Origin of the sequence: Rothia mucilaginosa, assembly GCF_901875305.1 — a bacterium.
In the GTDB taxonomy this organism is placed as follows: Bacteria; Actinomycetota; Actinomycetes; order Actinomycetales; family Micrococcaceae; genus Rothia.
Window position 1 is genome coordinate 67,069 of record NZ_CABFLY010000006.1, and the last position, 12,798, is coordinate 79,866.

The following is a 12,798-nucleotide window of genomic DNA, read 5'->3' on the forward strand; positions in this document are numbered from 1 at the left end:
CGGGCTGCCGGCTAACGGGCTACCACTGAATCTCAAGCAGGGCAGTGTTCAGGCCAGAACCCACACCCATGCACAGAATACGGTCGCCTTCCTTGTAGGTCGGGGCGCACTCGGCGAGAGTCATCGGCAGAGCCGCCGCAGCCACATTGCCCCACTTCGGGAAAGTCATGGGGATACGCTCACGCTTAATGCCGACTGCCTCAATAATGGCGTTCGTGTGGGCGTTCGAAATCTGGTGAGTCACGTAGGAGGTCATGTCGTTCCACTCCCAGCCGTCCTGATGCGCCTGCTCCCAGGCCTGTGCCACCAGCTCCAGGCCGTGCTTAAGCAGGCCCTCAGCATCAGTGTTCATGCCCTGATCGGCCTCGCCGCCGATGCACAGGTTGCGGTGTTCGGTGCCTGCGCGAGACACAGAACCGATGATGCGGTGACCCTCCGGGTGACGGTCGGCGCGACCAATCACGGCCGCGGCCGCACCCGAACCGAGGGTCAGGGTTGCGAACTGAGCCAGCACATCCTCGCGGGTCGAATCGGGGTTATTCAGGATGCGCACCGCGGTACGGTGCCACGGGGAGGGATCCTCGCCGGCCACGATGAGGGCGTAGTCGATAGCGCCCGCATCAATCATGGTGGAGGCGACAGTCATCGCGTTCACAAAGCCCAGGCAGGCGTTCGTAATATCGAAGTTCAGGGCGTGACGCGGCAAATTCAGACGGTCGTGCACACCTACCGAAACGGCGGGCTCAAAGTTATCGCGAGTCACCGAAGCGTTAATCAGCAGGCCAATCTGGTTACGGTCAATACCCGCCTGTTCGATAGCCTTTTCGGCGGCGGCAACAACGCCGTCCTCGAAGGTCTGGCCCTCGGCCCAGCCGCGGCGAGTGCTAATGCCGGCAAGACGCTCCAGCAGACCCTTCGGCATGCGCAGACGCTTATAGGTTTGGGCCAGCTGCTCATCGAAGTAGTCGCTCGTGACGACTTCCGGAGGCAGCTCGTGGGCGATGGAGAGCAGCGCAGCGTTGGAGTGGCGAATGTCTGAGTTGGTGCCGACCTTAGCGGCGGATGCATTCAACAATGTGGGCCTTTGAGGTAGAAGTCAGTGGGTGCATACATAAAAGCGGGGAGGCGTGCTGCTTCCCCGCAGATGTTATATGCTTCCTTCCAATGTACCGCATGGCCCGGAGGAGACCCCCACCTATTTCCTGTTCTGGGCGGCTCCGTTCACCGCGCGCGTAAGCCCCGGGTGGGTCTCGCACCGCGTACACTAGAGGGATGCCGCCCGTACACCGGAAAGGCTCGACCTGCAGATTTGACCCTGCGGGCTTCACCGCGGCGGCGCCCCGATTCCGGCACCTTCTTCTGCAGAAAGGCCCCTTGTGCACCTGATGTCGCTGACCCTGCGCGGGTTCAAGTCTTTCGCCTCGGCCACGACCTTCGAGTTCGCCCCCGGTATTAACGCCGTGGTGGGCCCGAACGGCTCCGGCAAATCCAATGTGCTGGATGCGCTCGCCTGGGTCATGGGCGAGCAGGGCGCCAAGAGCCTGCGCGGCGGCAGCATGAAGGACGTTATCTTTGCGGGCTCGGGCGAGGCTGGTTCGGGCGACGGCGCCCAGCGTGCCCCCCTGGGCCGCGCCAAGGTGACGCTGACCTTCGACAATTCGGACGGCACCCTCAGCATTCCCGCTGATCGGGTGCAGATTTCGCGCACCATGTTCCGTTCTGGCGGCAGCGAGTACGAGATTAACGGTTCCCCGGCGCGCCTGGCCGATATTCAGGATCTGCTTTCGGAGGCCGGCCTGGGCCAGGACATGCACGTGCTCGTGGGCCAGGGCCAGTTGGATGCGGTCCTGCACGCAACCTCGCAGCAGCGCCGCGACATGATTGAGCAGGCGGCCGGCGTGGTGAAGTACCGCCGCCGCCAGGAGAAGACCAGCCGCAAGCTGGAGTCGGTGGCCTCTAACCTGACGCGCCTGAGCGACCTGGCGAGCGAGCTGGATTCGCAGCTTCAGCCGCTAAGCGACCAGGCCGAGTCCGCCGCGACCGCGCGGCAGCTGCAGGGGCGCATCCGCCAGCTGGAGTCGGTGCTTTTGGCCCGTCAGCTGGGCGTTCTGCGTGCCGAACAGGAGCAGGCCGCCACCGCCGAGGCGCAGGGTATCCGCCGCGCCGAGGGCTTGAGCGAGCAGCTGCGGGCGGCCCGCGAGGCGGCCGAGGCACATCGCGAGGGGCAGCTTCGGCTCACCGCAGAGGTGACGGCAGCTCAGGCCGCGGTGTCTTCCCTGCGCGAGTCCGCCGCGCGCGTGCGCACCGTGCAGTCCATCGCCGCTGAGCGCGTGCGCACCTACCGCGTGGAGCTGACGGAGGCGACCGCCGCCGCCCGCGCTGGATACGAACGCGTCCTGGAGGCTTTAGAAGAGCGCCGCGAGGAGTCCGAGCGCACCACCGAGCAGTACGCCGGCTTTGAGGAGCGCTACGCGGAGGCGCTCGACCGGGTGGAGCGTGCCGTCGAGGCCGTGGAGCGCTGCGAGCGGAGCACGGGGGAGGCGGCGCACCGCCGGGCTCGCGCGCAGGAGCAACTGGATGCGGCCCGCGCCGAGGCCGTGGAGGCGACCCGCGCCTACGCGGCGGCCTCCGAGCGTGCCGCGACCCTGCGTGAGGCGCTGGGGCAGAGTCTGGGGGAGGACCCCGCCGGAGGTACCGTAGCCGAGAGCCCCGCGCCCGGGGATTCCGCAGACTCGAGCTCGGCTGAGTCGAGTCTTGCCGCTTCGGATGAGGGCGACTTCGACCCCGAGACCGGCGAGCTGCTGGAGCACGCCGCACCGGCGGGCTCCGGGGCGTCCGCTGAGGGTGCCCTGCGCGTGCTTAACGCAGTGCAGATTGACCCCGAGTACGCCCGCGCGGCGGCCTGCGCCCTGAGCGCCCTGGCCACGGCCGCGCTCACCGAGTCCTCCGCTGCCCCCGACCGTTCCCACCTGCGCGGTGAGGCCCCCTCGCTCGAGCAGACCCCCACTGTTTCTCTTCCCGAGCTTCACGCGGAGCGCCTGGCCGAGCTGGGCGTGCGCGTGGCCCTCGAGGTCGTCGAACCCCTGAGCGAAGAGGCCGCCGCGCTGAGCGGCATCGATGAGCACGCTCTGGCACGTGTGGGCGCCGCCCTGCGCGAGCGCCTGGCCGGAACCCTCTTCGCCCCGAGCCCCGAGGCGGCCGAGGCCGCCCTGCGCTTGCTGACCGCCGAAAATCCCTCGCACCCCGAAACCCCCGAGGGCTCCAAAGACCCCGAGACCTCCGATGGTGAAACCGCCGGTCGGGACGTTTTTTGGCGCGTCTTTGATGCGCGTGGAGTCGAGTACACCCGCTACAGCCTGCTCTACCCGGCCGAGGGCGTGAGCGCCCTGGAACTGGCTGCCGCCCACCGTGAGGCCGAGCGCGCCGTGGCCCTCACCCGCGCCTCCTTGGACGATGCCGAAGCCGCCGTGACCCGCGCCCGCGCCGCCTCGGAGGCAGCGGTCGAAGACGAGCGAGAGGCCGCCAAGGCAGCCGGCGTGGCCGCCGCCGAACACGCCCGCGCCCGCGCCGAGGCCGAGTCCCTGAAGGAATCCGCGCTGAACGTTCAGAACGAGCGCGCCCGCCACGTCGAGCGCCTGGCCGCCGCCGAGCGTGCCGTGAGCGAGGCGGAGTCCGCCTACCGCGCCGCCCGCACCCGCGAGGACGAGTACCTGGCCGGCACGGGGGAGCAAGCCCCCGCCGCCACGGTGGAGCGCCGTGCCCGCCGACTGCTCGAGGTGCTCTCCGCCGAGGTAAGCGAACGCGAGGGGCAGCTGCGCGAGCTGAGCGCCGAGCTGGAGAAGACCCGCGAGAGTGCCCTTGCCGCCGATGAGGAGGTGCGCGACCTGCAGTCGAGCCACGCCGCGGCCCTGACCCTGCTGGCCCGCGCCCAGACCGAGGCGGCCCGCGTGCAGGAGCGTCTGCAGGCTCTGGCCGAGCGGGTGCGCCTGCAGACGGGTGTGAGCCTGGAGCGGCTGGGGGAGGACTATTCCGAACAGCTGCCCGTGGACGTCTCCGAAAATATCGAAAGCCTCGCGGGGGCGCCCGAAAATGCCGCGGAAAATGACGCAATCGAAAATACCGAAAGCGCCGCGAAGAATGTAGAAAACGCCGATAGCGCGGAAAATCCCGAGGACGAACCCTCCGAACGTACGGTCCCCACCTCCGTCGTGCGCGCCCGCCTGGAGGCGACCCGCGCCGAGCTCGCAGCCCTGGGCGCCATCAACCCGCTGGCTCTTGAGGAGTACGAGGCGCTTTCCGAGCGCCACGCCTACCTGAACCAGCAGATTGACGACCTGAAGGCGACCCGCCGCGACCTCAACACGGTCATGGACGAGGTGAGCTCCCACATCGCCGAGGTCTTCACCGCCGCGCTGGAGGATATTAACACCCACTATCGCCGCATCTTCGCGACGCTCTTCCCCGGAGGTGAGGGCCACCTGGAGCTCGACGACCCGGCCGACCCGCTGAATGCCGGCGTGGAGATTCACGCCCGTCCGGCAGGTAAGAAGGTCAAGCGCCTTTCCCTGCTCTCGGGCGGTGAGCGCTCGCTGGCCTCGCTGGCCCTGCTGATCGCAATCTACATGTCGCGTCCCTCGCCCTTCTACGCCCTTGACGAGGTGGAGGCTGCCCTGGACGACCGCAACCTCTCGCGCCTACTGCAGGTGCTGGGCGAGCTGGGGGAACGCTCGCAGCTGATTGTGGTGACGCACCAGAAGCGCACGATGCAGATCGCGCAGACCCTGTACGGGGTGTCGATGCGCGAGGGCGTTTCCGCCGTGCTGTCTCAGGATATGGAAGAACTACGCGAGTTGCTTTAGGAATTCCTCAGAATGGACCCGCTTGGGGCTTTATCACGCCCCTCGGCGGTGTTCGGGCAGGCGCGCCGGGGTACTATTGAAAATTATGGGTGAATACCCGTCGGCACGCTTTCTTTAAGCCTTTCGGATTTTTCCCGCCCATTTCTTAAACGGTGCGGGAAAACCCGTCGTCACCGGTCGGGCTCACCCCGTTCAGGCCCGATGCGCCGCCCCGCACCCGCGGGCCCGCGAGATTCGCGCATCCGGCATCAACCATCCAGGGAAGGAATAGTGATGAGCGAAAACCTGGCAGATGCTTTCCTCAACGGTAAGTCGTTGAAGAATGCCCCCGGCCCCTACTTTGGTGAGTACGGCGGGCGGTGGATGCCCGAGTCGCTGATTGCCGCCATGGATGAGCTGGAAACCACCTTCAACGAGGCGAAGAACGACCCCGAATTCTTGGCCGAGTTCAAGCGCCTCTCCGCCGAGTACTCGAACCGTCCGTCGCTACTGACCGAGGTTCCGAAGTTCTCGGAGCACGCCGGTGCCCGCGTCTTCCTCAAGCGCGAGGACCTGAATCACACCGGTAGCCACAAGATCAACAACGTGCTGGGCCAGGCTCTGTTGGCCAAGCGCATGGGTAAGACCCGCCTGATTGCTGAGACCGGTGCAGGTCAGCACGGTGTGGCCACCGCGACCGCCGCAGCCCTGTTCGGCATGGAGTGCGTGGTGTACATGGGTGAGGAGGACACCGAGCGTCAGGCCCTGAACGTTGCCCGCATGCAGCTGCTGGGCGCGAAGGTGATTGCGGTTCAGAATGGGTCCCGCACCCTGAAGGACGCCATTAACGAGGCGCTGCGCGATTGGGTTGCGAACGTCGAGAACACTCACTACCTGCTGGGTACTGCGGCGGGTGCGCACCCGTTCCCGGCGATGGTGCGTTTCTTCCATGACGCTATTGGTTCGGAGGCGCGCGAGCAGATTCTGGCTGAGACCGGCCGCCTGCCCGACGGCTTGGCCGCCTGCGTGGGTGGCGGCTCGAACGCGATTGGCCTGTTCCACGCGTTCTTGGACGATTCTTCGGTTGAGATTTACGGTTTTGAGGCTGGCGGAGACGGCGTGGAGACCGGCCGTCACGCGGCGACCATCACTCTGGGTCGCCCGGGCATGCTGCACGGTGCGATGACCTACCTGATGCAGGACGAGGACGGCCAGACCATTGAGTCCCACTCGATTTCGGCGGGTCTGGACTACCCGGGTGTGGGCCCGGAGCACTCGTACCTCTCCGATATCGGCCGCGTGACCTATGAGCCGGTGACCGATACCGAGGCCATGGATGCGCTGAGCCTGCTCTGCCGCACCGAGGGCATCATCCCGGCGATTGAGTCTTCGCACGCCCTGGCTGGCGCGCTGCGTGTGTGCCAGCGCTGGGCCGCTGAGGACCCGGAGGCCGCCCGCGAGAAGACCATGATTGTGTGCCTGTCGGGCCGCGGCGATAAGGACATGGAGACCGCTCAGAAGTGGTTCGGCCTGGGTAAGGCTATCCCGTCCTCGACCCTGATGACCGGCAACAAGGAGGCCGCCGCCTCCGCTGAAAAGAACGCACAGACCGAGAGCGAGGCTAAGTAATGAGCTACCAGGACTTCATTCCTCACGCCGCCCCTTACGAGGTGGTGGACGGTACCTTCCCTCCCGCTAACCCCGATTCGCCCCTGGCCGCTCGCCTCGCGCAGTGCGAGGCCGAGGGTCGCGCGGCCCTGATCGGCTACCTGCCGGTGGGTTTCCCCACCCTGGAGGAGTCCATCGACGCGGCGATTGCCCTGGGCAACAACGGCGCGGACATCATCGAGCTGGGCGTCCCCTACTCCGATCCGGTGATGGACGGCCCGGTGATTCAGAAGGCGACCGGCCAGGCCCTGCAGAACGGTTTCAAGCTTTCCCAGCTCTTTGAGGCGGTCCGTCGTATCACCGAGGCCACCGATGCGGTGATCGTGGTCATGACCTATTGGAACCCGGTGCTGGCCTACGGCGTGAAGCGCTTCGCACGTGACCTGGCAGCCGCCGGTGGCGCGGGCATGATTACCCCCGATCTGGTGCCCGATGAGGCGTCGGCTTGGTTTGCCGCTTCCACCGAGTACGGTCTGGATCGTATTTTCTTGGCTTCGTTGTCTTCGTCGCCGGAGCGTCTGAAGACCATCGCGAAGGCTTCGAGCGGTTTCGTGTACGCGGTGTCGGTTATGGGTGTGACCGGTGCCCGCGCCTCCGTGTCGGAGGCGGCCCGCACTCTGGTGGCGGACATCAAGGCCGCCGGTGCGCAGCGCGCCTGTGTGGGCCTGGGCGTGTCGACTCGCGCTCACGTGGAGGAGATTGGCGAGTACGCGGACGGCGTGATTGTCGGTACCGCGCTGGTGAAGGCCCTGGCCTCCGGTGGCGTGGATGCGGTGGCCCGCCTGACCCGCGAGCTGGCAGGGGGTGAGGCTTAATGTCGGCCTTGCTTTCGGCCGCGACCCTGCCGGCGCTATCGATTCCTTCCCCGAGCGTTTCGTACCTGCAACTGGGCCCGTTCCGTGTGCATTTCTATGCCCTGTGCATTCTGACGGGTATGGCGGTGTGCTTGTGGCTGGGTTCTCGCCGCTGGAAGGCGGCGGGTGGCACTCCGGAGCGTGTTTTTGACGTGGCGATGTGGGCCATTCCGGCCGGTATTGTGGGTGCCCGCGCCTACCACGTGCTGATTACCGACCCGGGTAGCTATTTCGGTCCGAACGCCGCCGATCCGTGGGCCTTCCTGAAGATTTGGGAGGGCGGCATCGGCATTATGGGTGCCGTGTCGGTGGGTGCGCTGGGTGCCTGGTACGGTTGCCGCCGCTACGGCATGAACTTCGCGGCCTTCGCGGATGCGGTGGCGCCCGGCATCCTGCTGGCTCAGGCCTTTGGCCGCTGGGGTAACTGGTTCAACCAGGAGCTGTTCGGCAAGCCGACGACCCTGCCGTGGGGCCTGGAGATTAGCACCTCGAGCGGTAATTTCCCCTCGCAGTATCCGGCCGGCACGCTGTTCCATCCGACGTTCCTGTACGAGTCGCTGTGGAACCTGCTGGGTGTGGCGCTGTTGCTGTGGCTGGGCCGTAAGGGCGTACTGAAGCTGGGTCAGACCCTGTGGCTGTACGTGTTCTACTACGGTGTGGGTCGCCTCTTCATTGAGGTGTTCTTGCGTATTGATACGTCGGAGATGCTCTGGGGTGTTCGTATTCACGTGTGGACGGCTCTGATTTTGGTTCTGCTGGGTGCTACTGGTTTTGTGGTGGCCGGTCGTCGCGCGGCGGCTAAGGCTTCCGCGGGTGTTGAGCCCGGCCCCGTGGAGGTCGCCCCGAAGCGTTCGGAGAAGAAGGCCGCGAACGTCGCCGAGGACTCGGACGGCTCCGCGGACTCCGACGAGAAGTCGGAGGGTACCGAAAAGGCCGAGGGTACCGAAAAGGCCGAGAAGTCGGAGGACGCCGCGTCCAGCTGATGTTTTCGGTAGCCAATCGTTAATGATGAAAACCGCCGGATGGGGGAGTACCCCCTCCGGCGGTTTTCTGTCTTTGAGCCCGCGTGTGAGTCAGCCTGGCCCAGTGCTTGGCTCTGTGTTGGGCCCCGCCCCGTCCTGCGTCGGAGGTTTGGTTATTCAAATCCTGAATATCCTCAGCGCACCGACCCGCCCCGTCCTGCGTCGGGGATTCTAATCTTGTGGGCTAATAAGCTTGCGGAGCGTGGTTTGTCTTTAGGGTGGTATGCGCACCAAACTTAATATTTAAATCTTTTCTGAACGCCTCTCAATCAGCTCTGGTTGGGAGACGTTCTCATTTTCTGTTTTGGTTTGTCATAGCGGCATAAGTACCTTATGCGTTCTGACGCATTAGTCGTTCGGAACCCTAACGCGGGGGAGTGGGCTCTCCCATTCTTTGCGGCGAGGCATGTTCATGGATACGCTACGTCACATTCGGGCTGCATCCTTCACAGAAGAGGAGAGCTATTTTACGGTGGAAGTGTCATAACCCACCGATACCGCGCTAAGACAGTGTGGGCGCGGTATTCCCCGAAGGAGATGCCATGAGCACCCAGAAGACGATGAAGGCAGTTGTTGTTCCCGAGCATTCGGATGGCTCGGTTGAGGTTCGTGAGGTCCCGGTTCCCAACGTCGGGTACGGTCAGGCCCTGGTCAAGATTGAGTATTCGGGCGTGTGCCACACTGACCTGCACGTTGCTTCGGGTGACTTTGGTGAGGTTCCCGGCCGCATCCTCGGTCACGAGGGTATCGGCGTGGTCGTTGAGGTCGGCGAGGGCGTCGAGTCCCTGAAGGTGGGCGACCGGGTGTCGGTGGCCTGGTTCTTTGAAGGCTGCGGCCACTGTGAGTACTGCACCTCGGGTCGCGAGACCCTGTGCCGTTCGGTCAAGAACGCCGGCTACACTGTCGACGGCGGCATGAGCGAGTACACTCTGGTGCCCGCCGACTACGCGGTCAAGGTGCCTGAGGGTCTGGATCCGGCGCAGGCCAGCTCGATTACCTGCGCGGGCGTGACCACTTACAAGGCGATTAAGGAGTCGCTGGTTCGCCCGGGTCAGTGGCTGGTTGCTTACGGTGCTGGCGGTCTGGGTAACCTGGCGGTGCAGTACGCGAAGAAGGTTTTCGGCGCTAAGGTCATCGCCGTGGACATCAACGATGACAAGCTGGCTTTGGCCCGTGAGACCGGCGCTGATTACGTCATCAACGGCCGTGAGGTGCAGGACGTTCCGGCTCGTATTCGCGAGCTGACCAATGGTGGTGCACACGCAGCCGTGGTGACTGCTGTGTCGAAGGTTGCTTTCAACCAGGCGGTGGAGTCGGTGCGCGCGGGTGGTTCCGTGGTGGCTGTTGGTCTGCCGTCTGAGATGATGGAGCTGTCCATCGTGAAGATTATTCTGGACGGTATCCGCGTGGTGGGTTCGCTCGTGGGTACCCGCCAGGATTTGGCGGAGGCCTTCCAGTTTGGTGCCGACGGCATTGTGGTTCCCGTCGTGAAGCTGCGTGCCGTGGACGAGGCGCCGGAGGTCTTCAAGGAGATGGCCGCAGGCACGATTACCGGCCGCATGGTGCTGGATTTCGCAAGCCTATAAGGAGGCGGTGCCCGGCGCTCGCGGTGTGAGCCGCGGCTGACCGGGTGATGAAGCGTCTAGGGCGCATCCCGTGTAGCGGGGGAGTAGGGGTACTTTCTCGTGGTGCATACGGCACGGGGTGCGCCCTAGCTTACGTTGTGCCCTGGACTCCTTGTGGCTTGTGGTGAGGGTTCCCGGAGCGGGTGTTTGAGCGTGGAGAAATCTGGTATGCCCGCTGAGAGTGCGACACACCTAAACGTAATATATTCATAAAATTATTTTGAAATAATCGATGATTATCTCAAAAATCCTAGCAAATTATCGATAAAAGATGCATTATTTGACATCTAAAGAATTCAAAATGTATTACAGGTAGATAAACTTTCAACCGATAGTTGAGTCGTAATATTTGCCGAAATGATAGGCGAGAGCCCCTCCTCCGACCTACCCTTAGAAGAGGGATACGACGCATGAAGGAACCGCCCTCCTAGATATCGGCTCCTTCCTCGGAGCATCGCATCCCGGGTGAATTTCAGCATCTTCGTACCGTGCCGTTATTCGCCATGAGTCCTACGTCCGGTTAGGTTGCCCCCTCTAGACGCCTCCTGAGACTAGGCCTCATAGTGATTAGTGTGGGCCCCACGGGCGTAGTCAAGGGGGATTGCGTTCGCCACACTAATCCGAGGCCCGCCTCTTGAGATGACTCGCCCCACCTGCACGGTGGCGGCGTGACACAGACTTACCTGCCGGCACGGGTAACATAGCCGGGTTTCTCTACTCACTCGGTAACCCACCCCGCTCGCGGCAGCGCCGAGCCCTCTGATCCTGTGCGAGATAGGAGATGGAGAGTTCGCATCCTTAGAGCGGAAACGGTGAGGGGCACCTTCTTTGGTAGAAGGTGCCCCTCAATCTCTATATTTTGTGCTGTTCTGCTAGGTCGTAGGCCTAGTAGATGCCGCGCCGAGCGGTCCAGCGAATGGTGCCGCGCTCAAAGTCCATGTAGTACACGCCGTTTGCGTAGGACTCATTGCCGCGTGCAGCACCGTAACGGGCCGTGTTGCGTGCCCAATGGTTGTAGATTGCGCCGTTACCGTTGGTCTCGTAGGTACCGTATGCGTTCGACCAGAGCAGCATCTTGCCGGAGGCAAAGCGCACCTGAGCGCCCGTGGAGTTGGCGGTCTCATCGGTCACAGGGGATCCCCAGGCGTCGTGGTTTTCCAGGAAGCGGTAGTAGAACGCCCCGCCGGTATTCAGACGGTGGGTGCCGGTCTTTTCGCTCCAGATGAAGGTGCGGCGACCCGAGAATTCCTGCTTGACGATGCCGCCACCCAGGTTCTCTTCATCCGTGGTGGGTGCACCCTGGGCCCCGGAGTTACGCCATGCCCAGTAGATGCTGCCGCGCTCGTTGAGGGCGTGGGTTCCGGTGCTCTCGGTCCAGTAGGCACCCTCACCGTTGGCGAAGGAGACCGCCACGGTCTGGAAGCGTGCCTCTTCATTGGTGGCCAGGCCGCGGTAGCGGGCCACGTTGGAACGGAACTTGTAGTCCAGACCGCCGTCGGTCACTACCCAGTGCGCCCCGTTTGCGTTCGTCCAGTAGATGGTTTTGCGGTTGCTGAACTTCTGGGCGTATACGCCGTTGCCGAGGTTGTATTCCGCCCCCAGGGGGTTACCGTAGAAGTCGCGGTTACGGTTCCATGCCGCGCCGATGCCGGTGCGGATGTCGATTGAGCCGGTCGGGGTGACAACCACATTCGGGTCCAGAGTGGGCTGGTTGTGCTCCTTGGCCCAGTTGCGGTGTTCTGCCTTCGGATTCTTCGCCAAAACCTTCAGGTCTTCGAAGCTACCGGGGAAGAAGTTGGAGTCACCCACGAACGGGCCCGAGTCGGTGAACTGCCAGATGTCGTAGCCGTTCCAGCCTGCAGGAATACGACCCACGACGGTGGAGTAGCTGGCCAGGTGCAGCGGCAGGGAACCGAATTCCTGGGAGCTCACGCACTGGGACCACCAAGAGGTTGCGGTGTACACCATGGGCGCGCGGCCGGTCAGGGCGCGGTAGGTGTCCACGAAGTCGCGGATCCAGGCGGTCAGCTGTGCCGGGGTCATGTTATAGCAGGTGTTGCCGTAGGCGGGGTAGGGGTTGAACTCGACGTCCAGCAGGCCGGGCAGGGTCTGCCCGTCGCTGGTCCAGCCGCCGCCGTTTTGTACAAAGTAGCGGGCCTGATCGGCGCCGGAGGAAGTGCGGGGGTTGGCGAAGTGGTAGGCGCCGCGCACCATACCGACGGAGGCTGAGCCGCTGTACTGCTGCCCGAAGTAGGGGTTGGTGTAGTACGCACCTTCGGTGGCCTTCACGTAGGCGAATCGGGAACCTGCCGCCCAGGCGCTTGCCCAGTCCACGTTCTGCTGGTACGAGGAGACATCCATGCCGAGGGTGCCGCCGCTGGGGGTCCAGGCGGAGCGGCCAGGAGCCAGTGCCTGCGCTGAGGAGCTACCCGCGGAGAGTCCGCTCAGGGTGGCCGCGGAGGCGGGGGCTGAGGTTGCGCCGGTGCGGGCGTTGGCGGTGCCCAGGCGTTCGCGCTCGCCGGCGCCCATGGCGGGGTTGTTGCGTTCGACCTGCGCGGGATCCGGGGCGGGTGCGTAGGTGAGGTCCTCGTACGGGGTGTTCGCATCGACGGCCTGTGCGCCGGTGGAGGCAGATGCGGTAGCCGTGGGGTTTGTGGAAGCCTCGGGGGCTGCAAAGGCCGCAGGAACAGTGGCCAGGGAGGAGACTAGGAGCGAGAGGGCGCCGGCTGATGCCATAAGGGAGCGGGCTGCCGCGGAGCGCCCGGCAGTCTGAAGTTTCTTCATGTGTTAT

At 64.3% G+C, this 12,798-nt stretch carries 7 protein-coding genes; 5 read left to right on the forward strand and 2 right to left on the reverse strand.

Going from position 1 to position 12,798, the window contains the following annotated elements; all coding sequences use genetic code 11:
* Positions 1–19: 19 nt before the first annotated feature.
* Positions 20–1,075, reverse strand: coding sequence for a 3-oxoacyl-ACP synthase III (locus tag JX292_RS07580; protein WP_204863160.1), 1,056 nt, complete (start codon positions 1,073–1,075; stop codon positions 20–22).
* A 301-nt stretch (positions 1,076–1,376) separates the two neighbouring features.
* Here JX292_RS07580 and JX292_RS07585 point away from each other — a divergent pair, with 301 nt between their 5' ends.
* The 5 genes from JX292_RS07585 to adhP all read left to right on the forward strand — a co-directional run bounded on the left by JX292_RS07585 (position 1,377) and on the right by adhP (position 9,968).
* Positions 1,377–4,859: a chromosome segregation SMC family protein gene (locus JX292_RS07585; RefSeq protein ID WP_430538715.1), complete on the forward strand. Its 3,483-nt coding sequence runs from the start codon at positions 1,377–1,379 to the stop codon at positions 4,857–4,859.
* 273 nt (positions 4,860–5,132) lie between these two features.
* Positions 5,133–6,467 (forward strand): tryptophan synthase subunit beta, encoded by a 1,335-nt coding sequence (trpB, locus tag JX292_RS07590; protein WP_204863161.1) that lies wholly within the window; start codon positions 5,133–5,135, stop codon positions 6,465–6,467.
* The gene (gene trpA, locus JX292_RS07595; protein ID WP_204863162.1) at positions 6,467–7,321 is read left to right on the forward strand and encodes a tryptophan synthase subunit alpha; all 855 of its coding nucleotides are present in this window, start codon (positions 6,467–6,469) and stop codon (positions 7,319–7,321) included. The genes trpB and trpA overlap by 1 nt, the downstream gene beginning before the upstream one ends.
* On the forward strand, positions 7,321–8,343 hold the full coding sequence (gene lgt, locus JX292_RS07600) for a prolipoprotein diacylglyceryl transferase (RefSeq protein WP_204863163.1): 1,023 nt from the start codon (positions 7,321–7,323) through the stop codon (positions 8,341–8,343). Before trpA ends, lgt begins: the two co-directional genes overlap by 1 nt.
* Positions 8,344–8,924: 581 nt before the next feature.
* On the forward strand, positions 8,925–9,968 hold the full coding sequence (gene adhP / locus JX292_RS07605) for an alcohol dehydrogenase AdhP (protein ID WP_275586153.1): 1,044 nt from the start codon (positions 8,925–8,927) through the stop codon (positions 9,966–9,968).
* A gap of 924 nt (positions 9,969–10,892) precedes the next feature.
* On the opposite strand, the gene JX292_RS07610 is transcribed toward adhP, so the two are convergent.
* On the reverse strand, positions 10,893–12,791 hold the full coding sequence (locus tag JX292_RS07610; protein ID WP_204863165.1) for a lysozyme: 1,899 nt from the start codon (positions 12,789–12,791) through the stop codon (positions 10,893–10,895).
* Positions 12,792–12,798: the final 7 nt, after the last annotated feature.

Coding starts and splice junctions, on each gene's coding strand:
- trpB (WP_204863161.1), top strand. CDS start 5,133: ATGAGCGAAAACCTGGCAGATGCTTTCCTCAACGGTAAGTCGTTGAAG.
- trpA (WP_204863162.1), top strand. CDS start 6,467: ATGAGCTACCAGGACTTCATTCCTCACGCCGCCCCTTACGAGGTGGTG.
- lgt (WP_204863163.1), top strand. CDS start 7,321: ATGTCGGCCTTGCTTTCGGCCGCGACCCTGCCGGCGCTATCGATTCCT.
- adhP (WP_275586153.1), top strand. CDS start 8,925: ATGAGCACCCAGAAGACGATGAAGGCAGTTGTTGTTCCCGAGCATTCG.
- JX292_RS07610 (WP_204863165.1), bottom strand. CDS start 12,791: ATGAAGAAACTTCAGACTGCCGGGCGCTCCGCGGCAGCCCGCTCCCTT.